Below are 25,768 nucleotides of genomic sequence, written 5' to 3' on the forward strand. Positions count from 1 at the left end.
CCATGTCAAGCGGTGACAAAGCTGTTGACTCTGCACAATCCACGTCTATAAGCGCGGCTTCATTGGTGTTGGTGGCCCCTGCAAGGGGATGCCTGTCAGGAGCAATCCAGAGGACAACGCCCTTCATAGTGGCCCATCCGGGCCTCGCATTCGGAAGGAGATCAGCCGTGACCAAACGCACGTCTGCCAAGTACAAACTCGATCGCCGCATGGGCGAAAACATCTGGGGCCGCCCCAAATCCCCGGTCAACCGCCGCGAATACGGCCCCGGCCAGCACGGCCAGCGCCGCAAGGGCAAACTGTCCGATTTCGGTATCCAGCTGCGCGCCAAGCAGAAACTCAAGGGTTACTATGGCGACCTGACCGAGAAACAGTTCCGCCGCATCTATGCCGAAGCCGAGCGGGTCAAGGGCGACACCGGTGAGAACCTGATCGGCCTGCTCGAGCGCCGCCTGGACGCCGTTGTCTACCGTGCCAAATTCGTTCCGACCGTGTTTGCCGCACGCCAGTTCGTGAACCACGGCCATGTCCGCGTGAACGGCAAAAAGGTCAACATCCCGTCCTACCGTGTTCAGGAAGGCGACGTGATCGAGGTGCGTGACCGGTCCAAGCAGATGACCGCGCTTCTCGAAGCCGTTGCCCTGCCCGAGCGCGACGTTCCCGATTACATCGAAGCGGATCACTCCAAGATGACCGCCACCTTCGTGCGCACCCCGCAACTGGGCGATGTGCCGTACCCGGTCATGATGGAACCGAACCTGGTCGTCGAATTCTACGCCAAGAACTGACGCATCAGCGATACCAATCACGAGGGGTTGTGCCGAATCGGCGCAGCCCCTTTCTTGTTCCCGCCCTTGCCCAGAACAGATGGAGCCCTTGATGAGCAATCCCCACCCAGTCTATGGCCGCATCGACGGTCCAATCGTCATCATCGGCTTTGGGTCGATCGGCAAGGGCACCCTGCCCTTGATCCAGCGGCATTTCGAGTACGACGCGGACAGGCTGGTGGTGATCGACCCCAACCCCGAAACGCATCTGTTCCTGGCCCAACACAAGGTCCGGCACGAACAGATCGGCATCACCCCCGAGAATTACCGGGAGGTGCTTGGCCGGCTGTTTCCCGATGGCACCGGCTTTTGCGTCAATCTGAGCGTCGATACCTCGTCGCTGGACCTGATGAAATTCTGCCGCGAGCTTGGGGTTCTCTATATCGACACGGTGGTTGAACCCTGGGCCGGGTATTATTTCGACACGCAGGACAATGCCGAGCGCACCAACTATGCGCTGCGCCAGAAGGTGCGCGATGAAAAGGCCGCCAATCCCGGTGGCACAACCGCGGTCAGCTGCTGTGGTGCCAATCCGGGCATGGTCAGCTGGTTCGTCAAGGACGCGCTGCTGACCCTGGCCAAGGATACCGGGCGAGATGCGACCGCCCCCACAGACAAGGCGGGATGGGCCGCCCTGATGCAGGAGCTTGGCGTCAAGGGCGTGCATATTGCCGAGCGTGACACCCAGGCCCGCCGCCAGCCCCGCCCGCGCGGCACATTCGTCAACACCTGGTCGGTCGAAGGGTTCATCGCCGAAGGGTTCCAGCCCGCCGAGCTTGGCTGGGGCACGCATGAAACCTGGTTCCCGGAAAACGCCCATCGCCCGACCACCGGGTGCATGGCGGGCATCTGGCTGGACCGGCCCGGCGCGATCACCCGCGTGCATACCTGGTGCCCCACCCCCGGTCCGCAATTCGGTTTCCTGGTCACGCATAACGAGGCGATTTCGATCTCGGATTATTACACCGTTGGCGATCCCGCCGATCCGGCGTTCCGCCCGACCTGCCACTATGCCTATCACCCGTCCGACGACGCGGTGCTGTCGCTGCATGAAATGTTCGGCTCGGGCCGGCAGCAGACCAGGTTCGAAATCCTTGACGTGGACGAGATTGTCGAAGGCATCGACGAGCTTGGCGTGCTGCTCTACGGCCATGAAAAGAACGCGCTGTGGTATGGCTCGCGCCTGTCCAACGCCGAAACCCGCGATCTGGCCCCGTTCCAGAATGCCACTGGCCTTCAGGTGACCAGCGCGGTGCTCGCCGGGATGGTCTGGGCGCTCGAAAACCCGCAGGCGGGGATCGTCGAAACCGACGAGATGGACCATGCCCGCTGCCTTGAGGTCCAGCGCCCCTATCTGGGCCCGGTCGAGGCGCATTACACCGACTGGACCCCGCTTCAGGACCGTTGGGAGCATTTCCCCGAGGACATCGACGAATCCGATCCGTGGCAGTTCCGCAACGTGCTTGCCACCTGAGACCGCGCCGCCCTTCGCACATTGCGGGGGGCGGCCAGCATGGCACCCGGCGCTGCTAGAGCGGCAGCGGACGGTTTTCGGCGATGGCCTCCATCGCGAAATACGACGTCACACTGTCAAGCTCGACCCCTTCGATCAGCCGCTGATAGACCCGGTCATAGCTGGCCATGTCCTCGGTCACGACCTTGAGCTGATAGTCGTAATCGCCACCGATCCGGTGAAAATCCACCACCTCCGGAATGGTCAGGACATGACGCCGAAACGCCCGCAGCCAATCGGTCGAATGGTGCCGGGTGCGCAGCATCACAAAAACCACGAGGCTCAGGCCCAGCTTGTCGCGGTCGATCCGCGCGCTTGATCCGCCGAGCACCCCGCGATCCGTCAACGCCCTGAGCCGCCGCCAACAGGCGTTCTGCGACATCCCGACCCTGTCGGCCAACTCGCGCTGTGACAGCGAGGCGTCCTGTTGCAGTTCGCGCAGAATGCCAATGTCTATCTGATCTATATTTTCTGACATGGGCAATCATATGACCCAAGAATTGTGAAAAATCCAGATGAAATGGCAAGGATTCCTCGCCGGAAACCCATCATATTGGTTGTGCAACAAGAGGCCCGTTTCATGTCACTGACCGATTTTCGCAAAACCATGCACTCCGCCACTCACGACGACAGCCTGCGAAAGAGCGTGATCGGTGACAAGGTCATGATACCGGGATTGTTCGGGGACGTGCCGCTGGTCTACGCGGATTACGTCGCCTCGGGGCGGGCATTGCAGCAGGTCGAGCATTACATCGCGACAAACGTGCTGCCCTTTTACGCCAACAGCCACACCGAGGCCTCTTATTGCGGTGCCCACATGACCCGGCTGCGGGCCGAGGCCCGTGCCGAAATCGCCGGCCATGTGGGTGCCGGGTCCGGGGATGCGGTGATATTCGCCGGGTCCGGGGCGACGGCGGGGCTGAACCGGCTGGTCGGGCTGTTCGGGATCGAACAGGCCAATGATCCCGTGGTGTTCATCGGCCCCTATGAGCATCACTCCAACATCCTGCCGTGGCGGGAAAGCAAGGCACGGATCGTCGAAATTCCCGAAGCGCCCCAAGGTGGACCGGATTTGCGCGCTCTCCAACAGGCTCTGGCCCGCCATGCGGAGAGCGACCTGAAAATCGGCAGCTTTTCCGCCGCCTCGAACGTCACCGGCATCGTCACCGAAACCGGACCCGTCACGAGGCTGCTGAAAACGCATGGCGCACTGGCGGTCTGGGATTACGCCGGGGCCGGCCCCTATGTGCCGATCCGCATGGCCGAGGATGACGGCAATCGCAAGGATGCCATCGTGGTGTCGCCGCACAAGTTTCCCGGCGGTCCCGGGGCATCCGGTGTTCTGGTGGTGAATATCGCAGCGGTGCGTCGCAAGACGCCCTGCTGGCCCGGTGGCGGAACGGTCAGCTTCGTGTCGCCATGGCGGCATGATTACTCGACCAACCTCGCCGCGCGTGAAGAGGCCGGCACACCCAACGTGATCGGCGATATCCGCGCCGCGCTGGCCTTTGTGGTCAAGGATGCGGTGGGGGACAAAACCATCGCCGAACGCGAGGCGCGGTTCAACCAGATGGCGCTGGCGGCGTGGGCGGACAACCCGCACCTGACGCTGCTGGGCACGGACAAGCCCCATCGCCTGCCGATCTTTTCCTTCATGGTGCGCGATGCGGATGGCGAACCGGTGCATCAACAGCTTTTCACCCGGATGCTGAGCGACATCTACGGTATTCAGGCGCGGGGCGGCTGTGCCTGTGCCGGACCCTATGCGCACCGCCTGCTGGGCATCGAAGAGCCAGAGTCGCGCGCGCTGCATGCCGACCTGATGGCGGGCAAGGAACTGCGCAAGCCGGGCTGGGTGCGTCTGAACTTCAGCTACCTGATGGACGATTCCACGGTGCGCTATATCATCGACAGTGTTTCCGAACTTAGCCGCACGACCGAACGATACGCGCAACACTACCGGGTCGATCCCGCAACCGCCCGGTTTCGGCACGACAGCATCGCGGCCTGATCTTTGCGGCTTTTATCCGCGCGGCACTGACGCTATGAGGGGGCAATTTTCTGGGAGCCCCGATATGAGCCTGATCACGCCGCAACCCGGTATCTTGGACATCGCCCTGTACCAGGGCGGGGCCTCGCATGTGGCCGGCGTCAGCAATGTCATCAAGCTGTCGAGCAATGAAAACCCGCTTGGCCCCAGCCCCAAAGCCGTCGAAGCCGTTCAGAACAGCGCCGCGCAGATCCACCGCTATCCCTCGACCGACCACGCCGCCCTGCGGCAGGCCATTGGCGAAGTGCATGACCTGAACCCCGCGCAGATCATCTGTGGTGTCGGCAGCGACGAGATCATCACCTTTCTCTGCCAGGCCTATGCCGGCCCGGGCGACGAGGTCGTGCATACCGAGCACGGCTTTGCCATGTACCGGATCAGCGCGCTGGCCGCCGGGGCCACCCCGGTCGAGGTACGCGAACGCGACCGCGTGACCGATGTTGACGCGATCCTCGCGGGCTGCACCGAGCGCACGCGGCTGGTTTTCATCGCCAATCCCAACAACCCCACCGGCACCATGATCGGCGCGGCCGAGATCGCGCGGCTCGCCGATGGGCTGCCGCCTCGGGCCATTCTCGTGCTTGACGGGGCCTATGCGGAATTCGTGGATGGGTTTGACGGCGGCGCGGCCCTTGTTGCAGAGCGCGACAACGTGGTGATGACCCGCACTTTCTCCAAGCTTTACGGTCTGGGCGGTCTGCGCGTCGGCTGGGGCTATGGGCCACAGGCGATCATCGACGTGCTGAACCGGGTGCGCGGGCCGTTCAACCTGTCGGGCACCGCCCTCGCCGCCGCCCAGGCGGCCATTCGCGATACCGAATACGTGGACCATTGCCGGGCGCAGAACGCCAGGTGGCGCGGCTGGCTGGCCGAGGCGCTGGCCGAGCTTGGCGTGCCATCCGACACCTCCTGCGCGAATTTCATTCTCGCCCGCTTTGCCGACCGGGCCGAGGCCGAAGCCTGTGATACGTATCTGCAATCGCAGGGGCTGATCGTGCGTCGCGTGGCCGGTTACAACCTGCCCCAGGGCCTGCGCATCACGGTGGGCGACGAGATCGCCTGTCGGCGCATCGTTGCCGCGATCGCCGAATTCAAGGGCGGCGCACGATGAGCGGGATTGTCTACGAACGCGTCGCGCTGATCGGGCTGGGGCTGATTGCCTCGTCGATGTTCTGGGCGATCAGGCGGGCCGGCCTCGCCACCGAAGTGACCGGCTATGCCCGCTCGCAGGAAACCCGCGATACCGCGCGGCGCATCGGCCTGTGCGACCGGGTTTGCGATGACCTCGCCGAGGCCGTCGCGGAGGCCGACCTTGTCGTTCTCGCGGTGCCGGTGGGGGCGATGGGCGATATTGCCCGCCAGATCGCGCCGCACCTGAAGCCCGGCGCCACGGTGACCGATGTCGGGTCGGTCAAGCGCGCGGTTGTCGACGCCGTCGCGCCGCACCTGCCGGATACCGTGCATTTCGTCCCGGCCCACCCGCTGGCCGGAACCGAGCATTCGGGGCCACAAAGCGGCTTTGCCGAATTGTTCGACGACCGCTGGTGCCTGATCGTGCCGGACGAAAACACCGACCACAACGCCGTTGCGCGCCTGCGCGATCTGTGGCGGGGCATCGGTTCGCATGTGGAAATCATGGATCCCGACCATCATGACCTCGTACTGGCCGTAACCAGCCACGCGCCGCACCTGATCGCTTATACGATGGTGGGCGTGGCCGACGATCTGCGCCGCGTGACCGATAGCGAAGTGATCAAGTATTCCGCTGCCGGATTTCGCGACTTTACCCGCATCGCGGCGAGTGATCCGACGATGTGGCGCGATGTGTTCCTGAACAACAAGGACGCCACGCTGGAGATCCTTGGCCGCTTTACCGAAGAGCTGTTTGCCCTGCAACGCGCCATCCGCACCGGTGACGGCGATCACCTGCATGCCTATTTCACCCGCACCCGCGCCATCCGCCGGGGCATCATCGAGGCGGGACAGGATACCGACGCCCCGGATTTCGGCCGCAAGAAGACGCCCAAATGATGCGGCGCCGGGTGTTCGCGATGCTTGCCTGTGCGCTTTGGGCGGCCCCGCTCGCGGCGCTGGCCCCCGACGCATCGCCGCGCCCGCAATCGCGCCCCGGTGCCGATGCCACCACTGCCGCGACCGAGGTTCTGGCCATTGCCCGGCAGCGCCCCAGCCTGCGCCCCCACCTGCGGCCGGTATCCGAACAGATCACCAATGCCGCCACCAGACCGGAGCAGCTGGCGTTTCTGTCGCCCGACATTTCGGCCCGCCCCTGGCCACGCCCGCCGTCCGTCGGAACCAAGGCGATGGCCAAGCGCAAGATGCGCCGGGCCGGAGCGGTCTGTGGCGATCTGGAGATCCAGGGCGAGTCTGTCGGCCATGTTCCCGGTCGCATCAAGGCCTGTGGCATCAAGGACGCGGTGCGGGTGAACACGGTGGCCGGCGTGCGCCTGAACCCGCCGGCGCTGATGAATTGCAAAACCGCCTCGGCCCTGCGCGAATGGACCGAGCTGGGATTGAAACCGGCGTTTCGCAAGCGCGGCCCGGTGGTCGAGATGAAGGTCGCCGCCCATTACGCCTGCCGGACCCGCAACAACAAGCGCGGCGGGCGGATCTCGGAACATGGCAAGGGCAACGCCATCGACCTGTCGGCCTTTACCATGATGGATGGCGAGGTGATCACCGTACTCAAGGGCTGGGGCCGGGGGACAACCCGCCAGCCGCTGCGCAAGGCCTACCGCCGTGCCTGCGGCACCTTTGGCACCACGCTCGGCCCCGGATCGGATGGCTATCACGAGGACCATTTCCATTTTGACACCGCCAGCTATCGCAGCGGGCCCTACTGCCGCTAGCGCAGGTAGAGATAGGGTGCCGGGCCAAGTGGAAACGGCCCGAGCGTCACCATCCCGTCGCGCAGCCCCAGCTTGACATCCAGCGTATCGGGATTGCCGCTCATGTTCGAAAGCAGGTTCAGCACCCGTTCTGCCGGGCCGATGGCATAATCCGGCACCGCCCCCGACCCCTGCGCCAGCGCCAGCATATCGCGCCAGTTCTCGGCCTTGATCGACAATTCGCCGCTCGGCACACCATTGCTGTCCACCGTGACCTGACCGGCGGCAAAGAGCGCCAATGCGCCCCATTTTGCCTGCGCCAGCCCGAGGTCGATTGCCACCGGCTGCGGGCGGCGGTCTTCAAGCGCGCGGCGATCCCACGGGCGGTCGAACCGCACTGTCATGTCCAGCTCAAAGCTCTCGAAACTCTCGGGCAAGGCCGCCGTGGGCCGCAACATCTTGCGCAGCGCCGCACCGGGGACAAATTGCGGGGCATCGACATTGAATCGATAGGTTTCGGGCTGATCGGTGCCCTGCATCGCCAGCACCAGACCATCCGCCGCCATGGCCTCTCCCCGGGCATCCTCGACCGCCCAGGGCCCCGAGGTCAGCGCCATCCGTTCCACCACGAGATCCGGCCCGGGCCTGAGATGCAGGTCGGCATCCATGCCCTGCGCATGCAGGGTGACGGTCTGGTCGAAATAAGACAACCTCTGCGCGGTTTCCGGAAAGGCCAGCGTTTGCCGCCCCGGCCAGATCGCCGGGCTGTCCATGTTCAGCCACTCCGCCTGCCACGCGGCCCCGGTTGCCGGATCGGCCAACGCCGGGCTGATCAGCGTCGTGATATGGCGCAGCGGATAGCCCGAGGTGTAAATCTCGGAATAATCCGCCTGCCAGCCCCGTGCGACCTGTTCGGTGAACCAGGCGCTCACGCCCTGGCGCAGCAGATACCCGGCGCCGTACCAATAGGCGGACCAGACCAGCCCCAGAACCACCAGAATATTCAACACCCTGCGCACGCCCTGCCCCTTTTCCCCGCCGCTGCTTTGTTGTTTATAGGGCGAAATCGGCAAGGACCAGCAAGATGACGATGTGGGTATTCGGATATGGCTCGTTGTTGTGGAACCCCGGCTTTCCGGTGGCCCGCAGCATGATCGCGACATTGGACGACTATGCCCGCTCGTTCTGCATGCGCTCGATCCACCATCGCGGGACCGAGGCCGAACCCGGTCTTGTCCTCGCGCTTGACGAAGTGCCCGGCGCCCATTGCCGGGGCATGGCGCTGGCGGTGCAGCAGGGAGAAGAGGCGCAAACCCTCGACTATCTGCGCGAGCGCGAATTGATCTCGTCGGCCTATCTGGAAAAGGACCTGTCGATCACGCTGGCGGACGGGCAGAGCGTGACTGCCGTGACCTATGTGATCGATCCGCATCACGTGCAATATTGCGGGGGCCTGCCGCTGGAAGAACAAGCCCGGATCATCGCCCGCGCGGTGGGCGGGCGCGGGCCAAATACCGAATACCTGTTCAACACCACGACGCATCTGGCGGAAATCGGCCTGCACGATCCCGATCTCGAATGGCTGGCCGAGCGGGTGCGCACACTAGCGGCATAAACCCTTGGCGCGCCCCTGAAATCTTCTATAGTCTCCCCGGGGGAGCAGACAAGAGTCAGGACCGGGGCGTATGGCCGAACCAGACCGCAAACCCAGGCCGCAATTCAGCCAGCCTGTGCGACAGATTTTGATGATGCTGACGGCGCTCGGGCTGTCGGGGTTCGGCGTGTTTGTCGCCCTGCCCCGCGTGCTGCCGGTGTTTCAGGCCAATCCCTATCTGAACGGGTTCATCCTGATCGTGTTCGTCGTCGGCGTTCTTGCGACGTTTTACCAGGTGCTCCAGCTGATCGGCTCGGTGCGCTGGATCGAACGCTTTGCCGCCGGACAGGTGGACTCGGCCACCAGGCCGCCACAATTGCTGGCTCCGCTTGCGTCGCTGTTGCGGGCACGCGGCGCGCGAATGCAGCTCAGCTCGTCCTCAACCCGGTCGATCCTCGACTCGGTCGCCACCCGCATCGACGAAGAACGGGACATCACCCGCTATATCGTCAACCTGCTGATTTTTCTCGGGCTGTTGGGCACCTTTTACGGGCTGGCCACCACGGTTCCCGCCGTGGTCGAAACCATCCGCAGCCTTGCCCCGCAAGAGGGCGAACAGGGGCTGGACGTATTCAATCGGTTGATGACCGGGCTTGAAAAACAACTGGGCGGCATGGGTGTCGCCTTTGCCAGCTCACTGCTCGGGCTTGCCGGATCGCTGATTGTCGGGCTGCTGGAGCTCTTTGCCGGGCACGGGCAAAACCGGTTCTACCGCGAGCTCGAAGAATGGCTGTCCTCGATCACCCGCGTCGGGTTTTCATCCGGCGACGACGGCAGCACCGACAGCGGATCGGCCCCCGGCGTGCCCGCTCACATGACCGGGCAGATGGACGGCCTGTACCGGCTGATCGAGCGCGCCGAAGCGGGCCGCGCCGAGATCGACCGGAAACTCGCCACTGTCCTCGATCGCATGATGCAACAGGACCCCAGCGACCGGATCGCCACCGCCCTTGACCGGCTGGCCGCGGGTCAGGACGCCCTGAACGACACGCTGCGCGAACAGGCCGGCGACGGGATCGACGCCGAAAGCCGGATGCGCCTGCGGTCGATTGACGTACAGATGTTGCGCATTCTCGAAGAAATCTCGGCTGGACGCCAGGAGAGCCTCGCGGAACTGCGCAAGGATATCGAATTGCTGGCCAAGGCTCTGGACCGCCCGCGGGGCGACGGGCGCAGGCCCAAGGCCGACGGCGAAAGCGGCGAGGTCTAGCACATGGCCCTGTCGCGTCGCTCCGCAAACCGGTTCCAGGCGTCGATCTGGCCGGGATTCGTGGATGCGATGACCGGTCTCTTGCTGGTGCTGATGTTCCTGCTGACCATCTTCATGGTGGTGCAATATGTGCTGCGCGAAACCATTTCCGGCCAGGAGAGCGAACTTGATGTGCTCTCGGCCGAGGTCAACGCGCTGGCCGATGCGCTCGGGCTGGAAGAGCGGCGCTCGGGCGAACTGGCCGAGCGGGTTGGGGCTCTGGACGCGACGCTGACGCAATCCGAGGCGTTCCTCGCGCAGGCCCGGCAACAGATCGCCAACCAGACTTCGATCATCGCCACGCTGACTTCGCAGAGCGACCGTCAGGCCGCCGCGCTGGAACAGGCGCAACGGCAGATCACCGATTTCGAGGCGCAGGTGGCAACCTTGCTGGCCGACCGGGCACAGGCGCGTCAGGACATTACCGATCTCACGGCGGCGCGTGCCGAGCTGCGCTCCGAACGGGACATCCTGAACCAGGCATTGGCCCAAAGCCGCGACGAAATCGACGCCCAATCGGAAACTGCCCGACTGGCGGCGGCGCGACGGGCGGCGCTCGAGGCGATGATCGCCGATTTGCAACAGGGCAAGGCACAGGATGCCGAACAGATCGCGGCGCTGGAACAGCAAGTGTCAGACGAGGAAGCGGCGCGGCTTGCCGATGCTGCCGCCGCCGAAGCGCTGCGCGAGCGCCTGCAAAACGCCGATGCGGAACTGACCGCGATGACCCTGTCGCTTGAGGCCCAGCGGCAGGATGCCGAGGACACGCTGACTCTTCTGGCTGCCGCCGAAGCCGCCCGCGACGGGCTGGATACCGAACTGACGCAGGCCCTTGCCGCAATTGCCGCCTCCCGCACCGAGGCCGGGAAACGCGATGAGCTGGTTGACCGCCTGACCAATGTGCTGAACCAGATGGAGGTCAGCCAGGCCGAGAACAGCCGCTCGCTGGCCGCCCTTGAAAGCGAACTGGCCCGCCTGCGCGCGGCAAGCGCGGCAACCGAAACCGAGTTGCGCAACCGGCTCGCAACGGCGCAGGCCCTGGCCGCCGATACCCACGATGCGCTCGAAACCGAACTGGCACGCCAACGGGCCCAATCGGTGCAGAGCCAATCGGAGTACCAGGCAGAGCTGGCCCGGCTTCAACGGGAAAACACCGAGGCCCGGCGCGGGTTCGAAGCGCGGCTCGCCACCCTGCAAGCGGACACTGACAAGGCACAAGAGACGATGCGCGCGCAGCTAGCAGAGGCCAACGCCACAAGTGACAGTTTGCAGGCGGAACTGGCGCGGACCCGGGCCGATCTTGCCGCCTCGCGGCAATCCGCATCAACCACCGCGCAGGATCGCGCCGATGTCGAGGCACGGCTGCTCGCGGCGCTTGAGGCCTTGGAACGCGCGCAGGTTGCCGCCACCGACCAGGAGGTTCTGCAAGCCCGCCTTGCCGCGGCGCTCGCCGCTCAGCAACAGGCCGAAACCGCTGCGTCGGCACGCGCGGGGCTGTTGGCGCAGGCGCGGGAAACCCTGTCGGAAGAACGCGAAATTTCCGCCCGTGCCCAACGTCAGACCGCGCTGCTCAATCAACAGATCGCGGCGCTGCGAACACAGCTGGGCAGCTTGCAAGCGCTGTTGGACGACTTCGAAGAACGCGACGCCGCCGCCAAGGTTCAGCTGGAAAACCTCGGGGCTGACCTGAACGCGGCGCTGGCCCGGGCGGCTTCAGAGGAACGCCGCCGACGGCTGCTCGAAGAATCCGAACGCCAGCGGCTGCAAGCCGAAGCCCGCGCATTGCAAGCCAAGAGCGAAGAGCTCGAAGCCCAGGCGCAGGACCTGCAACGCTATCGCTCGGAGTTTTTTGGCCGGTTGCGTGACCTTCTGGGCAACCAGGACGGCGTGCGCATCGAAGGTGACCGGTTTGTTTTCTCCTCAGAGGTCCTGTTTCCGCCGGGCGGGGCCGACCTGTCGCTCGAAGGCGAGGCCGAGATTGCCAAGGTCGCGCGCATCCTGCGCAGCATCGCCGCGGAAATCCCCCCCGAACTCAACTGGGTGATCCGCGTCGACGGGCATACGGATGACGTCCCCCTGATCAGCAACGGGCGCTATCGCGACAATTGGGAACTCAGCCAGGGGCGCGCCCTGTCGGTGGTACGCTATATGGTCAATTTTCTTGGCATCGCCCCGGACCGCCTGTCGGCAAACGGTTTTGGCCAATACCAGCCGATCAACCCGGACGACACGGCAGAGGCCCGGGCTCAGAACCGGCGGATCGAATTGAAGCTGACCGAGAAATGAGACGAGTCAGGGCAAATTCAATTGCACGCCGCGCCGGCCCAGTTCGGTGCCCTCGCGCAGCAGGATAACGGTGCCCTGGTAGGTGCCGCCCGGCCAGGCCGGTTCCGTCAGCCGCTTGCCCGCCGCCCTGAACAGGCGCGGATGTGATTTCTCCAGAACCATGTCAGTTTCGAGCACGTTTCCCTGGGGTCCATCGATCGTCAGGCGCATGACATCGCCCGCATGGCCACCATAGGCAAGGGCATAGAGCACCAGCGCCGCGGAGCCGCGTACAAGCGGCGCGCTCTGGACCGTTCCGTCCGCTACGGTGTCCAGCGTCGGAACATGATCGGCAAACCCCGCATAGATCACCCCGCCGGGGCTGTATTCCGGCAACTCGTTCCACAGGGTACGCTGTGACGGGGCACAGGTCTCGCCGGGCTCGGGGCGGAACGGATCGATCTCGGCCCCGTTGTGACGAACACTCAGATGCACATGCGGAAAGTTCGAACGGCCGCTGAGACCGACGAGGCCAAGCCTGTCGCCCCGATCCACAATATCGCCCCGCTTTACGGCAATCGAATCCCGTTTCAGGTGGCAATACTGGGTTTCCCAGCCGTCCTCGTGCACCAGGACCACGCCATTGCCACAGTCCCGGCCATTCAGCGCCGCCTCATCCGCCGCCGAAAAGGCGCGGTCGGGCATCCCGTCGCGCGTCGCCCTGACCCGTCCGGGGGCGGATGCGAGCACGGGCACGCCCCGGCGCATCTCTTCCAGCGTGTGAAGTGCAAAATCCGTGCCATTGTGACTGTCCCCCGCCAGGTCGCCGCAGCGATAGTCGCGCACGCCGGGCCCGGGATCGAGATCGACATATCTCTGGATATAGCAGGTTTCGCCATAGGTGCAGTCCAGCGGCAAATCCAGATCGATTTCACCCGCCGCAACCTGTGCGGCGAGCGAAAAGGCCAGTGCGACACTGGCCGCACGCATCAGTCCGCGGTCAGCAAGGGCGGCTTGTCCCCCGGCAGGCGCGGCTTGTCCGGCCCGTCGATCCGCAGTTCAAGCTCGCCGTCCTTCAGGCCGACCTTGACCACACCGCCCTTGGCGAGCTTGCCAAACAGCAGCTCTTCGGCCAGGGGTTTCTTGATGTGTTCCTGGATGACACGCCCGAGCGGGCGCGCGCCCATCTTGTCGTCATAGCCCTTGTCCGCCAGCCATTCCGCCGCCGGTTTGGTCAGCTCGATGGTGACGTTGCGATCCATCAACTGTGCTTCCAGTTGCAGCACGAACTTCTCGACCACTTGCAGGATCACCGATTTCGGCAGCGGCGCGAATGAAATCACCGCATCCAGACGGTTGCGGAATTCGGGCGTAAAGGTGCGTTCGATGGCGGCGGTATCCTCGCCCTCGCGCCGATCGCGGCCAAACCCGATGGCGGCCTGCGCCTGTTCGGCGGCCCCGGCATTCGAAGTCATGATCAGCACCACGTTGCGGAAGCTGACGGTACGGCCGTTATGGTCGGTCAGTTCACCGTGATCCATCACCTGCAACAGGATGTTATAGACATCCGGATGCGCCTTTTCGATCTCGTCCAGCAGCAACACGCAATGCGGATGCTGATCGACGCCATCGGTCAACATGCCGCCCTGGTCAAAGCCGACATAGCCCGGAGGCGCACCGATCAGCCGGCTGACCGCGTGTTTCTCCATGTATTCCGACATATCGAACCGCAAGAGTTCCACGCCAAGCGTATCCGCCAGCTGTTTCGCGACCTCGGTCTTGCCGACGCCGGTGGGCCCGGCAAAGAGATAGTTGCCGATCGGCTTTTCCGGTTCCCGCAGCCCGGCCCGCGCCAGCTTGATCGCGCTGGCCAGTGCCTCGATGGCACTGTCCTGACCGAACACCACCCGTTTGAGCGACGCCTCCAGGTCCTTGAGCACCTCGGCATCGTCCTTGCTGACATTCTTGGGCGGAATGCGGGCGATCTTGGCCACCACGGCCTCGACATCCTTGGTTCCGATGGTCTTGCGCCGCTTGGCCGCAACCACCAGATGCTGTGCGGCTCCGGCTTCGTCGATCACGTCGATGGCGCTGTCGGGCAGCTTGCGGTCATTGATATAGCGCGACGCCAGTTCCACCGCGGTCTTGATCGAATCCGCCGTGTATTTCACCTGGTGATGCTCTTCGAAATAGGGTTTCAGCCCCCGCAGGATCTTGATCGAATCCTCGACCGACGGTTCGTTCACGTCGATTTTCTGGAACCGGCGGGACAGGGCCCGGTCCTTTTCGAAATGCTGGCGGAATTCCTTGTAGGTCGTCGACCCCATAGTGCGCAGCTTGCCCCCTTGCAGGGCCGGTTTGAGCAGGTTCGACGCATCCATCGCACCGCCCGATGTGGCACCCGCGCCGATCACCGTGTGGATTTCGTCGATAAACAGAACCGCGTCGGGATGGTCCTCAAGCTCGGTCACAACCGCCTTGAGGCGCTCTTCGAAATCGCCGCGATAGCGGGTTCCGGCCAGCAAGGCCCCCATGTCGAGCGAGTAGATCGTCGTCTCGGACAGCACTTCGGGGGTTTCGCCCGCCACGATCTTGCGGGCCAGCCCCTCGGCGATCGCGGTTTTGCCCACCCCCGGATCCCCAACCAGCAGCGGATTGTTCTTGCGCCGACGGCACAGCACCTGGATGCAGCGCTCTACTTCCTCATCGCGCCCGATCAGCGGGTCGATGTCCCCCTCGCGCGACTTGGCGTTCAGGTCGACGCAATATTTGGCAAGCGCGCTTTCCTTCTTTTCGCCCTCGGTCACGCCCTGCGGCTCTTCCTCGGCCTCGGGTGCGCCGCTGACGGGGCGGGCTTCCCCGAATGCCGGGTCCTTGGCGACCCCGTGGGCGATGAAATTGACCGCATCATAGCGGGTCATTTCCTGTTCCTGCAGGAAATAGGCCGCATTGCTTTCGCGCTCGGCAAAGATCGCCACCAACACGTTGGCACCGGTCACTTCGGTACGGCCCGAAGATTGTACATGGATCGCGGCGCGCTGGATCACACGCTGGAATGCCGCCGTGGGCACCGCCTCGGATCCGTCGACGCTGGTGACCAGGTTTGACAGGTCTTCGTCGATGAATTCGACCAGGGTGCCGCGCAACTCGTCCAGGTCAACGCTGCAAGCCTGCATGACGCGGGTTGCGTCCGGTTCGTCAAGCAGCGCCAGAAGCAGATGTTCCAGCGTTGCAAATTCGTGCCGCCGTTCATTTGCCAGCGCAAGCGCGGCATGAATGGCCTGTTCTAATGTGCTCGAGAATGAAGGCACGCGCGCGCTCCTTTTATCTGGGTCGGGCGGAAAACCAGCGATGCGGCTCCGATATCCAACCATGTCCTCATAGTGTTAGAGTTTGGTTGATCAGGCTCCGGCTTCAAGGCTTTTCTCACATTTTTTACAGAATCGCCCGATCACCGTTGTCAAAGCGTGCACAATAGATGCATCAGAAACTGTCTTTTCGCCTGCGAATCTCGGCAAACACCTCGGCGGGATCGGCTCCGGACATGCCGACGGCCTGTTGCACCTGCGCCTCAGCCGCCCGCAGGAAGGGGTTCGTGGCCAGCTCCAGCGACAACAGCGACGGTACTGTCGGCTCAGACCGCGCGCGGGCCTCGGCAATGGCCTTGATCCGCGTAATCAGCTCGGGATTGTCGGGATCGACAGTGATCGCAAAGGCCCCGTTGGCCTGGGTATATTCATGCCCGGAATAGACCACGGTGTCGCCGGGCAGCGCCGCGAGCTTGCCCAGCGATGCCCACATCTGTGCCGGCGTGCCCTCGAACAGCCGCCCGCAGCCCAGGGCCATCAGGCTGTCGGCGGTGAACACGGCCTTGCTCGCGGAGAAGTGAAGGGCAATATGTCCGACCGTGTGCCCCGACACGTCCAGGATTTGCCCGGCCTCGCTGCCAATCCGGACCGTGTCGCCCTCGGTCAGCGCAACATCCAGCGACGGCAGCCGATGCGCATCGGCCGCCGCCCCCAGAACCCTGGCCGGATGCGCCGCGAGGATCTCGTCGAGCCCCTGCACGTGATCCGCATGGTGATGCGTCAGAAACACCTGTCCCAGTGCCCAGCCCCGATCGGCGAGCGCGGCAAGGATCGGAGCCGCCTCGGGCACGTCGACCAGAGCGGTTTCGCCGCTGGCGGCATCATGGGCCACAAAGGCATAATTGTCGCTCAGGCAGGGGATCGTGAGAATCTCAAGAGGCATGGTCTTTCGCCTTTACATTGTTAGACTGCGCCCAGATTGGCTGATCGGACGGACGCCCGCAATGCATCTTGATGTGCAGGATCTTCGCAATTTCTATTACCGCAGCACCCTGGGGCGGGCGGCGCAATCCTCGATCCGGGGGCGCATGTTGAAACTGTGGCCCGAGGCAAAGGGCCAGACCGTTGCCGGCTTCGGTTTCGCGGTGCCGTTGCTGCGGCCCTACCTGGCCGATGCCCGCCGGGTGATCGCGCTGATGCCCGCGCCGCAAGGGGTGATGCCCTGGCCCGCCGGGATGCCCAACGTGTCGGTGCTGGCCGAAGAGACGCTGTGGCCGATTGAAACCGGGCATGTGGACAAGCTGATCGTGATGCACGGGCTGGAAACATCCGAGCACCCGACGCGGCTGCTCGAAGAATGCTGGCGGGTGCTCGGCCCCGGCGGCAAGGCGCTGTTCATCGTACCCAACCGCGCCGGGCTGTGGTCGCGCAGCGATCGCACGCCGTTCGGCTTTGGCCGCCCCTACACGCTCAGCCAGCTGGAAACCCAGCTCAAGCGCCATCACTTCCTGCCCGAAGGCTATGGTGCCGCGCTCTATCAGCCGCCCTCGACCCGGCGCTTCTGGCTGAAATCCGCGCCGCTGTTTGAAAAATACGGCAGCCACGTGCCCCGCGCCTTTCCGGGCGGCGCGTTCATGGTCGAGGCCACCAAACGGGTCCAGCCCCCGACCGGCACCATCGTGCGCGATATCGCCAAGAGCCCGATCAAGGCGCTCGAAGGATTGGCCAAGCCCGCCAATGCGATGGTTTTGCCCGGCCCCGAACCGCGATAGGTGTTAGCGTCGATCATTCAAGATCTTGTGCCTAGGAATCGCGCAACCGGGCCAAAAGGCTGCGTTTTTTACCCGCCCATTTTTGCGCAAACCGCCGCAGTCGGGCTAATAGCCTAGAATCATGCAATTATTCGCTGGCGCCGGAATCGCTATAGTATGTTGCGGGCAAGGGTACGCTCTGCTACATCCTCGCTGATTTTGACGCCTTGCGGGCCGCAAGGTAGCCTCACGCCCCCGGAGATCGCGTAACAGCGCGGCAAACCGGGGCCAAATATCGGAAGGGTGGACGTGTCCGAACCAGCTTCGATTTCCGCAGGCATAGCCGCGCGCTATGCCACGGCGATCTTTGAGATCGCCCAAGAGAACCAGAATCTCGACAGCCTCGAAACCAGCATCAATGATCTGGCCGCTGCATTGGATGACAGCCCCGAGCTGCGCAACCTGATCCATTCGCCGCTGGTGACGCGCAGCGAGCAGGAAAGTGCCATCACCGCGATCGCCGCCAAGATGGGCCTGAACGAGGTGCTGGGCAAGTCGCTGGCGCTGATGGCGCAGAAACGGCGCCTGTTCGTCGTTCCGCAGCTGATCGGTGCCCTGCGCGAAAAGATCGCCCGGGAACGGGGCGAAGTGACCGCGGACGTGACCAGCGCCAAGGCGCTCACCAAGGCGCAATCCGAAAAACTGGCCGCCACGCTCAAGGAGCGCGTTGGCAAGACCGTCACCATCAATTCCACCGTCGATGAATCCCTCATCGGCGGTCTCATCGTAAAAGTGGGTTCGAAGATGATCGACACGTCGATCCGCTCCAAGCTCAACTCCCTTCAGAATGCAATGAAAGAGGTCGGATAAATGGGTATCCAAGCAGCAGAGATTTCTGCGATCCTGAAAGACCAGATCAAGAATTTTGGTCAGGAAGCCGAGGTGGCCGAAGTCGGTCGCGTGCTGAGCGTCGGTGACGGGATCGCCCGTGTTTACGGCCTCGACAACGTGCAGGCCGGTGAAATGGTCGAGTTCCCCGGCGGCATTCAGGGCATGGCTCTGAACCTCGAGAGCGACAATGTTGGCGTCGTGATCTTTGGCTCTGACCGGGACATCAAGGAAGGCGACACCGTCAAGCGCACCAACTCCATCGTGGACGTGCCTGTCGGCGACGAGCTGCTGGGTCGTGTTGTGGACGGCCTGGGCAACCCGCTGGACGGCAAAGGCCCGATCAAGACCGCCAAGCGTGGCGTTGCCGACGTCAAGGCGCCGGGCATCATCCCGCGCAAATCCGTGCACGAGCCCATGGCAACCGGCCTGAAATCGGTTGACGCGATGATCCCGATCGGCCGTGGCCAGCGCGAGCTGATCATCGGCGACCGCCAGACCGGCAAGACCGCCGTGGCGCTGGACGCGATGCTGAACCAGAAAGTCTATAACGACGCGGCGGGCGATGACGAGGGCAAGAAGCTCTATTGTGTCTATGTCGCCGTTGGCCAGAAGCGTTCGACCGTTGCCCAGCTGGTGAAAAAGCTGGAAGAAAACGGCGCGATGGAATACTCGATCGTGGTTGCCGCAACCGCATCCGAGCCGGCGCCGCTGCAATTCCTCGCCCCCTATGCCGCGACCGCGATGGCCGAGCATTTCCGCGACAATGGCCGTCACGCGCTGATCATCTATGATGACCTGTCCAAACAAGCGGTGGCCTATCGTCAGATGTCCCTGCTGCTGCGCCGTCCGCCCGGACGTGAAGCCTATCCGGGTGACGTTTTCTACCTGCACTCCCGCCTGCTCGAGCGTTCGGCCAAGCTGAACGAAGAATTCGGCGCCGGCTCGCTGACCGCGCTGCCGGTGATCGAAACCCAGGGCGGCGACGTTTCGGCGTTTATCCCGACCAACGTGATCTCGATCACCGACGGTCAGATCTTCCTTGAAACCGAACTGTTCTACCAGGGTATCCGCCCCGCCGTGAACACCGGTCTGTCGGTGTCGCGCGTGGGTTCCTCGGCCCAGACCAACGCGATGAAATCGGTTGCCGGTCCGGTGAAGCTGGAACTGGCGCAGTATCGCGAAATGGCCGCCTTTGCACAGTTCGGGTCGGACCTTGACGCCGCCACCCAGCAGCTGCTGAACCGGGGTGCGCGCCTGACCGAGCTGATGAAACAGCCGCAATATTCGCCGCTGACCAACGCGGAAATCGTCTGCGTGATCTATGCCGGCACCAAGGGCTATCTCGACAAGCACCCGGTTGGCGATGTCGGACGCTTTGAAGCCGGCCTGCTGGCGCATCTGCGCAGCAAGCACGCGGATCTGCTGAAATTCATCACCGACGAAGATCCCAAGATCAAAGGTGACGCCGAAGAGAAAGTAAAAGCAGCTCTCGACGAATTCGCCGCCGATTTCGCATAAGGGGCCTGTCAGATGCCAAGCCTCAAGGACCTAAAGAACAGGATCGAGAGTGTCAAAAGCACTCGCAAGATCACCAAGGCCATGCAAATGGTTGCCGCGGCGAAACTTCGCCGCGCGCAGGAGAGTGCTGAACAGGCGCGCCCCTACACGGAACGGTTCAACGCCGTGATGGGACAGCTTGCAGCCTCGGTTGGAGGATCTGATTCCGCGCCCAAGCTGCTCAGCGGCACCGGCAGTGATCAGGTTCACCTGCTGGTCGTCCTCACCGCCGAGCGCGGATTGTGCGGCGGCTTCAACGGCAATATCGCCAAGCTGGCACGTGCCAAGGCGCAGGAGCTTCAACGGGCTGGAAAGACCGTCAAGATCCTGACCGTCGGCAAAAAAGGCCGCGACCAGCTCAAGCGTGATTTCGCGGACAGTTTCGTCGGCCATGTCGACCTGACCGAGGTCAAGCGCGTCGCCTATTCCGACGCGCAGGGGATCGCCAAGGACATCCTGAACCGGTTTGACGCCGGTGAATTCGATGTCGCGACGATCTTTTATGCCCAGTTCGTGAACGTGGTCAGCCAGGTGCCGACCGCACAGCAGATCATTCCCGCCGATTTCGATGCGCCCGAAAGCGATGCGGGCAGCACGCTGTATGACTACGAGCCCGACGAAGAGGCCATTCTGGCCGATCTTCTGCCGCGCGGCGTGGCCACGCAGCTCTTTGCTGCCCTGCTGGAAAACGGTGCCAGCGAACAGGGTGCGCGGATGTCCGCAATGGACAACGCAACCCGGAACGCGGGCGAGATGATCGACAAACTGACCATCCAGTTCAACCGGTCGCGTCAGGCTGTGATCACCAACGAGCTTATCGAAATCATTTCGGGCGCGGAAGCGCTCTAGAGAACCGGAGACAAACACATGGCAAACGCAAAAGGCAAAGTGACTCAGGTCATCGGCGCCGTGGTCGACGTTCAGTTCGACGACCACCTGCCCGAGATCCTGAACGCGCTTGAAACCGACAACAATGGCAACCGCCTGATCCTCGAAGTGGCTCAGCACCTGGGCGAAAACACTGTCCGCACCGTTGCGATGGACGCCACCGAAGGTCTGGTGCGCGGCGCCGAGATCACCGACCTGGGCGAGCCGATTTCGGTTCCCGTCGGCAGCGCCACGCTGGGCCGTATCATGAACGTGATCGGCGACCCCGTTGACGAAAAGGGCCCGGTCAATGCAACCGCGCGCCGCGCCATCCACCAGGAAGCGCCGGATTTCGCGGATCAGGCCACCGAGTCCGAAGTTCTGACCACCGGCATCAAGGTGATCGACCTGCTCGCGCCGTATGCCAAGGGCGGCAAGATCGGCCTGTTCGGCGGTGCCGGCGTGGGCAAGACGGTTCTGATCATGGAACTGATCAACAACATCGCCAAGGTGCACTCGGGCGTGTCGGTGTTTGCCGGTGTGGGTGAACGGACCCGCGAAGGCAACGACCTCTACCACGAGATGATCGAATCCGGCGTTATCGTTCCCGACAACCTCGAAGAGAGCAAGATCGCCCTGGTCTATGGCCAGATGAACGAGCCTCCGGGAGCCCGTATGCGTGTTGCCCTGTCCGGTCTGACCCTGGCCGAGCAGTTCCGCGACGAGACCGGTGCCGACGTTCTGTTCTTTGTCGACAACATCTTCCGCTTTACCCAGGCCGGTTCCGAAGTGTCCGCCCTTCTGGGCCGTATTCCTTCGGCGGTGGGCTACCAGCCGACGCTGGCGACCGACATGGGCGCGATGCAGGAACGCATCACCTCGACCAAGTCCGGTTCGATCACCTCGGTGCAGGCCGTCTACGTGCCCGCGGACGACCTGACCGACCCCGCGCCGGCCACCTCGTTTGCGCACCTTGACGCCACCACCGTTCTTGACCGTGCGATCTCGGAGCTGGGCATCTACCCGGCCGTGGACCCGCTGGCCTCGACCTCGCGCCTGCTGGACCCGGCGGTTGTCGGCGAAGAGCACTACAAGGTTGCAACCGACGTTCAGGAAACGCTCCAGCGCTATAAATCGCTGCAGGACATCATCGCCATTCTCGGCATGGACGAACTCAGCGAAGAGGACAAGCTGACCGTGGCCCGCGCCCGCAAGATCCAGCGTTTCCTGTCGCAGCCTTTCGACGTGGCACAGGTGTTCACCGGTTCGCCCGGCGTGCAGGTTCCGCTGGAAGACACTATTGCCTCGTTCAAGGCGGTTGTGGCCGGCGAATATGACCACCTGCCCGAAGGCGCGTTCTACATGGTCGGCGGCATCGACGAAGTGATCGCCAAAGCCGAGCGCATGGCCGCCGACGCAGCCTGAGGAGCAGCCTGATGGCAGATACAATGCAATTTGACCTGGTCAGCCCCGAGCGGAGCCTAGCTTCGCTCGCGGTCAGCTCGGTCCAGATCCCGGGTGCGGACGGTGACATGACGGCGATGCCCGATCATTCGCCTCTGATCACCACCCTGCGCCCCGGCGTCTTGCGGATCGATGGCCCCTCGGGTCAGGCGGAGTATTTGGTTTCCGGTGGCTTTGCCGAGATCAATGCAACCAGCCTGTCGGTGCTCGCCGAAAAAGCGATTCCGCTGAACGAAGTGACCCGTGCGCATATCGACGAGATGATCGAAGAAGCCCGCGCCGAACATGAAACGGCCAAGGAAGTCTTCAAGAACGAGCCGGGCCCGGTTGACGACGCCGCCAAGCTGCTCGCCGACATGATGGCCCTGGGCGATCACATCAACGTCTGACCCGGTCACGGGCCAGCGGAGCGATCAACAGCCGGCCCCGACGGGGCCGGTTTTTTCATGCCCGCCCCGCCGCGACTTTGCCCATCAATTGCCTAGTATTTGAACCCGTTCGCGGCTATCCAAGGCAGACTGACAGGCACCTAACCAGAACACCCGAATGAAACGACTTGAATCCCATCCACTTGGTATCGATCAGGGTGATGTCGTGCTGTTTTCCGACTTTGAGAACGACGGCGAAATGTGGACCGGCAGCGGCCCCCGCGAATGCCGCAAACATGTCGCGTTCAGCCAGCCCTATCGCGAACCGCCGGTGGTGCAGGTGTCGGTGTCGCTTTGGGACGTCAAGACGTCAACCGCGTTCCGGGCCGAGGTGGTGGCCCGCGACGTGACGGCACAGGGTTTCGATATCGTGTTCCGCACCTGGGCCGATACCCGGATCGCCCGTATTCGCGCCGCATGGACCGCGATTGGAGCCTTGCCGCATTCCGACGATTGGGAGCTCTACTGAGCCCCCTTCCCGATCAGGCCGCCGAATACAGCGATTCGTAGATCGGCGTCAGGGTCGAATCTTCGAACAGCGACGACACCGACGTACCGTTCCAGATGTTCAGGATCGCCTGTGCAAAGACCGGGGCCGTAGGCACGATGCGGATGTTCTTGGCCCCGAGCACCGCTTCGCTGGGCTGGATGGTGTCGGTAATGACCAGCGATTTCATGACAGAATTGGTCACCCGTTCGACCGCCGGGCCGCTCATCACGCCGTGAGTGATATAGGAATGCACCTCGCGGGCGCCGTTTTCCAACAGGACCTGTGCCGCCTTGCAGAGCGTTCCGGCGGTATCGCACATGTCGTCGACGATCAGGCAGATCTTGTCTTCCACGTTGCCAATCACCGTCATCTCGGCGATTTCACCGGGCTTTTCGCGGCGCTTGTCGACGATCGACAGCGGCGAGTTGATCCGCTTGGCCAGTTCGCGCGCCCGTCCAACCCCGCCCACATCGGGCGACACCACCATGAGATCGTTCATGTTGTCCTTGAAATGGGTCTTGATATCGAGCGCGAACACCGGCGAGGCATAGAGGTTGTCCACCGGAATATCAAAGAACCCCTGGATCTGCGCCGCGTGCAGGTCCATGGTCAGAACCCGCTCGATCCCGGTGCCCACCATCATGTTGGCGACCAGCTTGGCGGAAATCGGAGTTCGTGCCTTGGTGCGCCGGTCCTGACGGGCATAGCCGAAATACGGCAGGATCGCCGTGACGCGCGAGGCGCTGGAGCGGCGCAGCGCATCGGCCATGATCAGCAGCTCCATCAGGTTGTCATTGGCCGGGTTCGATGTCGACTGGATGATATACATGTCCTCGCCACGGACATTTTCGAACACCTCGACAAAGATCTCGCCATCGTTGAACCGTTCGACACGGGCATCGACCAGGCCGGTGTGAATGCCCCGGTGCATGGTCATCCGCTTGGCGATCGCGGTGGCCAATGGCAGGTTGGAGTTTCCGGCGATCAGCTTGGGTTCGGTCGACTGAGGCATGGCATGGGTTCCCGGCGCATTGGGCAATTGTGACAGATTCGTAATGTTGACACCGCTTAGCATGGCCTTACCGTCCCGCAAAGAAATAGCCGGAGAGAATTCAGCAGATGACCACGATTGATTACTTCTTTGCGACAATATCCCCCTTCGCCTATCTGGCCGGCGACGGGCTGGAACAGATCGCCGCGAAACATGACGCAACCATCACCTACAAGCCGGTGGATCTCATGGCCCTGTTCGGTCGCACCGGCGGCGTCGCCCCCAAGGATCGCCACCCCTCGCGCCTGGAATACCGCAGCCAGGACCTGCTGCGCCGGGCCAAGCGGTTGAACATGCCGTTCAACCTGAAACCGGCCCATTTCCCCACCAACATGGCGCCCTCGTCCTATGCGATCATCGCCGCGCAGGCGGCGGGCGGCGGCGATCTCGGCGGGCTTGTCCAGTCTTTCATGCGCGCCTGCTGGGTCGAGGAAAAGGACATTGCCACCGACGATGTGGTGCGCGCCTGCCTCTCTGGCTCGGGGTTTGATCCGTCGCTCGCCGATAGCGGCCTGTTGCAGGGTGCGGAAACCTATGCCGCCAACCTCGAAGAGGCGGTGGAAAAGGGTGTATTCGGTGCGCCGTTCTATGTCACGCCGGATGGCGCCCGGTTCTGGGGTCAGGACCGGCTCGAGGATCTCGACATACATCTCTCGGCACAGGCCTCGTGACCGACCCCACCACCCTGTTCAGCCGCAGTTTCGGGCATGGCCCCCGGACGGTGCTGGCCCTGCATTGCACCATCGCACATTCCGGCGCATGGCGCGGCGTGGCGACGGCGATGGAAGATGAAATCACCCTGCGCGCGCCCGACATGTTCTCGCATGGGCGCAGCCCGGATTGGGATGAAACAGACGACTTTCCCGATCTGATGAACCGGGCCATCGGGCACTTGCTCGACCGGCCGGCGGATGTGGTCGGCCATTCCTTTGGCGCGCTGCTTGCCCTGCGGCTGGCGGTCGAGCGGCCGCATCTGGTGCGCAGCCTGACGCTGATCGAACCGGTGTTCTTTGCCATCGCCATGCAGGACGCGCCAGAAGACATTGCGCACGAACGCGAAACCATGCGCCCGGTCAACGCGGCGCTGGCAGCGGGCGATCGGGCGCTGGCGGCACGGCTGTTCAACCGGGCCTGGGGAGATGGCGCGACCCGCTGGCCCGCCCTGCGGCAAGAGACCCGCGCCGCGATGACACGCGGCATTCACGTGCTTCCGGCAAGCCACGCGGCGATTTACGATGACCGGGCCGGCCTGCTCCGCCCGGGCAGGTTGCCATCTCTGAACATGCCGGTGATGCTGCTGCGTGGCGGCAAATCGGCAAGCATCATGACCACGGTGGTTGCCGGTCTGGCCCGGCGGATACCACATTCGGAAACGCGCGTGGTCGAGGGCGCGGGGCACATGTTGCCGATCACCCATCCGAAAGACACCGCAAGCCACCTGCGGCGGCAGTTTGCCAGGGGTGCCGAGCCGCCGCGGGCCTAAAGGGCTTCGTGCCGGCCCTGCATCGTCTAACGCCGCTTGGTAACACAGTGTTCAACGCGTTGGACGAAGTGCGA

24 protein-coding genes are annotated in these 25,768 nt (G+C 63.5%); 18 read left to right on the forward strand and 6 right to left on the reverse strand.

Translation table 11 applies throughout. From position 1 onward, the window contains the following. Nucleotides 1–167: 167 nt before the first annotated feature. Both rpsD and ACP15R_RS02755 read left to right on the forward strand, forming a co-directional pair. Entirely contained in the window at nt 168–788 is a 621-nt protein-coding gene (gene rpsD, locus ACP15R_RS02750; protein ID WP_424984840.1) for a 30S ribosomal protein S4, read from the forward strand. 91 nt (nt 789–879) lie between these two features. Next, a complete protein-coding gene (locus ACP15R_RS02755) occupies nt 880–2,301 on the forward strand; it encodes a homospermidine synthase (RefSeq protein WP_424984841.1) in 1,422 nt (473 codons plus the stop codon). A 55-nt stretch (nt 2,302–2,356) separates the two neighbouring features. Here the strand turns inward: ACP15R_RS02755 and ACP15R_RS02760 are convergent, their stop codons facing one another. After that, nucleotides 2,357–2,818, reverse strand: a complete 462-nt coding sequence (locus ACP15R_RS02760; RefSeq protein WP_424984842.1) for an Lrp/AsnC family transcriptional regulator — start codon at nt 2,816–2,818, stop codon at nt 2,357–2,359. Between the two features lie 102 nt (nt 2,819–2,920). Here ACP15R_RS02760 and ACP15R_RS02765 point away from each other — a divergent pair, with 102 nt between their 5' ends. From ACP15R_RS02765 to ACP15R_RS02780, 4 genes are all read left to right on the forward strand, one after another. Further along, nucleotides 2,921–4,351: an aminotransferase class V-fold PLP-dependent enzyme gene (locus tag ACP15R_RS02765; protein ID WP_424984843.1), complete on the forward strand. Its 1,431-nt coding sequence runs from the start codon at nt 2,921–2,923 to the stop codon at nt 4,349–4,351. Nucleotides 4,352–4,415: 64 nt separating this feature from the next. After that, nucleotides 4,416–5,501, forward strand: coding sequence for a histidinol-phosphate transaminase (hisC, locus tag ACP15R_RS02770; RefSeq protein WP_424984844.1), 1,086 nt, complete (start codon nt 4,416–4,418; stop codon nt 5,499–5,501). Next, nucleotides 5,498–6,421: a prephenate/arogenate dehydrogenase family protein gene (locus tag ACP15R_RS02775; protein WP_424984845.1), complete on the forward strand. Its 924-nt coding sequence runs from the start codon at nt 5,498–5,500 to the stop codon at nt 6,419–6,421. The genes hisC and ACP15R_RS02775 overlap by 4 nt, the downstream gene beginning before the upstream one ends. Beyond that, nucleotides 6,418–7,257 (forward strand): extensin family protein, encoded by an 840-nt coding sequence (locus ACP15R_RS02780; protein WP_424984846.1) that lies wholly within the window; start codon nt 6,418–6,420, stop codon nt 7,255–7,257. Before ACP15R_RS02775 ends, ACP15R_RS02780 begins: the two co-directional genes overlap by 4 nt. Here the strand turns inward: ACP15R_RS02780 and ACP15R_RS02785 are convergent. Further along, nucleotides 7,254–8,255, reverse strand: coding sequence for a DUF2125 domain-containing protein (locus ACP15R_RS02785; RefSeq protein WP_424984847.1), 1,002 nt, complete (start codon nt 8,253–8,255; stop codon nt 7,254–7,256). The two genes, ACP15R_RS02780 and ACP15R_RS02785, sit on opposite strands and share 4 nt — an antisense overlap. 65 nt (nt 8,256–8,320) lie before the next feature. Here ACP15R_RS02785 and ACP15R_RS02790 point away from each other — a divergent pair, with 65 nt between their 5' ends. From ACP15R_RS02790 to ACP15R_RS02800, 3 genes are all read left to right on the forward strand, one after another. Next, nucleotides 8,321–8,851 (forward strand): gamma-glutamylcyclotransferase, encoded by a 531-nt coding sequence (locus tag ACP15R_RS02790; RefSeq protein WP_424984848.1) that lies wholly within the window; start codon nt 8,321–8,323, stop codon nt 8,849–8,851. A gap of 70 nt (nt 8,852–8,921) precedes the next feature. Next, nucleotides 8,922–10,100, forward strand: a complete 1,179-nt coding sequence (locus tag ACP15R_RS02795) for a hypothetical protein (RefSeq protein WP_424984849.1) — start codon at nt 8,922–8,924, stop codon at nt 10,098–10,100. 3 nt (nt 10,101–10,103) lie between these two features. Continuing rightward, nucleotides 10,104–12,425 (forward strand): peptidoglycan -binding protein, encoded by a 2,322-nt coding sequence (locus ACP15R_RS02800; RefSeq protein ID WP_424984850.1) that lies wholly within the window; start codon nt 10,104–10,106, stop codon nt 12,423–12,425. A 6-nt stretch (nt 12,426–12,431) separates the two neighbouring features. Here the strand turns inward: ACP15R_RS02800 and ACP15R_RS02805 are convergent, their stop codons facing one another. The 3 genes from ACP15R_RS02805 to gloB form a co-directional block, all read right to left on the reverse strand. After that, nucleotides 12,432–13,394 carry a M23 family metallopeptidase gene (locus ACP15R_RS02805; protein ID WP_424984851.1) on the reverse strand — a complete coding sequence of 321 codons (963 nt, stop codon included), beginning with the start codon at nt 13,392–13,394 and terminating at the stop codon, nt 12,432–12,434. Then, the gene (clpA, locus tag ACP15R_RS02810; protein ID WP_424984852.1) at nt 13,394–15,715 is read right to left on the reverse strand and encodes an ATP-dependent Clp protease ATP-binding subunit ClpA; all 2,322 of its coding nucleotides are present in this window, start codon (nt 15,713–15,715) and stop codon (nt 13,394–13,396) included. The genes ACP15R_RS02805 and clpA overlap by 1 nt, the downstream gene beginning before the upstream one ends. Nucleotides 15,716–15,887: 172 nt before the next feature. After that, on the reverse strand, nt 15,888–16,655 hold the full coding sequence (gene gloB, locus ACP15R_RS02815; protein WP_424984853.1) for a hydroxyacylglutathione hydrolase: 768 nt from the start codon (nt 16,653–16,655) through the stop codon (nt 15,888–15,890). A gap of 61 nt (nt 16,656–16,716) precedes the next feature. Between gloB and ACP15R_RS02820 the strand changes: the two genes are divergently transcribed. From ACP15R_RS02820 to ACP15R_RS02850, 7 genes are all read left to right on the forward strand, one after another. Continuing rightward, on the forward strand, nt 16,717–17,484 hold the full coding sequence (locus ACP15R_RS02820; protein WP_424984854.1) for a methyltransferase domain-containing protein: 768 nt from the start codon (nt 16,717–16,719) through the stop codon (nt 17,482–17,484). A gap of 288 nt (nt 17,485–17,772) precedes the next feature. Next, entirely contained in the window at nt 17,773–18,333 is a 561-nt protein-coding gene (locus ACP15R_RS02825) for a F0F1 ATP synthase subunit delta (protein ID WP_424984855.1), read from the forward strand. Further along, nucleotides 18,334–19,872 (forward strand): F0F1 ATP synthase subunit alpha, encoded by a 1,539-nt coding sequence (gene atpA / locus ACP15R_RS02830; RefSeq protein ID WP_424984856.1) that lies wholly within the window; start codon nt 18,334–18,336, stop codon nt 19,870–19,872. Between the two features lie 12 nt (nt 19,873–19,884). Continuing rightward, nucleotides 19,885–20,760 carry a F0F1 ATP synthase subunit gamma gene (locus ACP15R_RS02835; RefSeq protein WP_424984857.1) on the forward strand — a complete coding sequence of 292 codons (876 nt, stop codon included), beginning with the start codon at nt 19,885–19,887 and terminating at the stop codon, nt 20,758–20,760. Nucleotides 20,761–20,778: 18 nt separating this feature from the next. Beyond that, nucleotides 20,779–22,203 (forward strand): F0F1 ATP synthase subunit beta, encoded by a 1,425-nt coding sequence (gene atpD / locus ACP15R_RS02840; RefSeq protein ID WP_424984858.1) that lies wholly within the window; start codon nt 20,779–20,781, stop codon nt 22,201–22,203. 11 nt (nt 22,204–22,214) lie between these two features. Then, entirely contained in the window at nt 22,215–22,631 is a 417-nt protein-coding gene (locus ACP15R_RS02845; RefSeq protein WP_424984859.1) for a F0F1 ATP synthase subunit epsilon, read from the forward strand. 157 nt (nt 22,632–22,788) lie between these two features. Beyond that, complete coding sequence (locus ACP15R_RS02850) at nt 22,789–23,139, forward strand: H-type lectin domain-containing protein (protein ID WP_424984860.1); 351 nt, start codon at nt 22,789–22,791, stop codon at nt 23,137–23,139. 13 nt (nt 23,140–23,152) lie between these two features. Here the strand turns inward: ACP15R_RS02850 and ACP15R_RS02855 are convergent, their stop codons facing one another. Beyond that, nucleotides 23,153–24,172, reverse strand: a complete 1,020-nt coding sequence (locus tag ACP15R_RS02855; protein WP_424984861.1) for a ribose-phosphate pyrophosphokinase — start codon at nt 24,170–24,172, stop codon at nt 23,153–23,155. 107 nt (nt 24,173–24,279) lie between these two features. Between ACP15R_RS02855 and ACP15R_RS02860 the strand changes: the two genes are divergently transcribed. Together ACP15R_RS02860 and ACP15R_RS02865 are read left to right on the forward strand one after the other, a co-directional pair. Continuing rightward, nucleotides 24,280–24,882, forward strand: coding sequence for a 2-hydroxychromene-2-carboxylate isomerase (locus tag ACP15R_RS02860; protein ID WP_424984862.1), 603 nt, complete (start codon nt 24,280–24,282; stop codon nt 24,880–24,882). Beyond that, the gene (locus ACP15R_RS02865; protein WP_424984863.1) at nt 24,879–25,694 is read left to right on the forward strand and encodes an alpha/beta fold hydrolase; all 816 of its coding nucleotides are present in this window, start codon (nt 24,879–24,881) and stop codon (nt 25,692–25,694) included. Before ACP15R_RS02860 ends, ACP15R_RS02865 begins: the two co-directional genes overlap by 4 nt. The last annotated feature ends 74 nt before the right edge of the window (nt 25,695–25,768 follow it).

The organism is Microbulbifer sp. S227A, assembly GCF_049800935.1.

Coding starts and splice junctions, on each gene's coding strand:
- ACP15R_RS02755 (WP_424984841.1), top strand. CDS start 880: ATGAGCAATCCCCACCCAGTCTATGGCCGCATCGACGGTCCAATCGTC.
- ACP15R_RS02760 (WP_424984842.1), bottom strand. CDS start 2,818: ATGTCAGAAAATATAGATCAGATAGACATTGGCATTCTGCGCGAACTG.
- ACP15R_RS02765 (WP_424984843.1), top strand. CDS start 2,921: ATGTCACTGACCGATTTTCGCAAAACCATGCACTCCGCCACTCACGAC.
- hisC (WP_424984844.1), top strand. CDS start 4,416: ATGAGCCTGATCACGCCGCAACCCGGTATCTTGGACATCGCCCTGTAC.
- ACP15R_RS02775 (WP_424984845.1), top strand. CDS start 5,498: ATGAGCGGGATTGTCTACGAACGCGTCGCGCTGATCGGGCTGGGGCTG.
- ACP15R_RS02780 (WP_424984846.1), top strand. CDS start 6,418: ATGATGCGGCGCCGGGTGTTCGCGATGCTTGCCTGTGCGCTTTGGGCG.
- ACP15R_RS02790 (WP_424984848.1), top strand. CDS start 8,321: ATGACGATGTGGGTATTCGGATATGGCTCGTTGTTGTGGAACCCCGGC.
- ACP15R_RS02795 (WP_424984849.1), top strand. CDS start 8,922: ATGGCCGAACCAGACCGCAAACCCAGGCCGCAATTCAGCCAGCCTGTG.
- ACP15R_RS02800 (WP_424984850.1), top strand. CDS start 10,104: ATGGCCCTGTCGCGTCGCTCCGCAAACCGGTTCCAGGCGTCGATCTGG.
- ACP15R_RS02805 (WP_424984851.1), bottom strand. CDS start 13,394: ATGCGTGCGGCCAGTGTCGCACTGGCCTTTTCGCTCGCCGCACAGGTT.
- gloB (WP_424984853.1), bottom strand. CDS start 16,655: ATGCCTCTTGAGATTCTCACGATCCCCTGCCTGAGCGACAATTATGCC.
- ACP15R_RS02820 (WP_424984854.1), top strand. CDS start 16,717: ATGCATCTTGATGTGCAGGATCTTCGCAATTTCTATTACCGCAGCACC.
- atpA (WP_424984856.1), top strand. CDS start 18,334: ATGGGTATCCAAGCAGCAGAGATTTCTGCGATCCTGAAAGACCAGATC.
- ACP15R_RS02835 (WP_424984857.1), top strand. CDS start 19,885: ATGCCAAGCCTCAAGGACCTAAAGAACAGGATCGAGAGTGTCAAAAGC.
- atpD (WP_424984858.1), top strand. CDS start 20,779: ATGGCAAACGCAAAAGGCAAAGTGACTCAGGTCATCGGCGCCGTGGTC.
- ACP15R_RS02845 (WP_424984859.1), top strand. CDS start 22,215: ATGGCAGATACAATGCAATTTGACCTGGTCAGCCCCGAGCGGAGCCTA.
- ACP15R_RS02850 (WP_424984860.1), top strand. CDS start 22,789: ATGAAACGACTTGAATCCCATCCACTTGGTATCGATCAGGGTGATGTC.
- ACP15R_RS02855 (WP_424984861.1), bottom strand. CDS start 24,172: ATGCCTCAGTCGACCGAACCCAAGCTGATCGCCGGAAACTCCAACCTG.
- ACP15R_RS02860 (WP_424984862.1), top strand. CDS start 24,280: ATGACCACGATTGATTACTTCTTTGCGACAATATCCCCCTTCGCCTAT.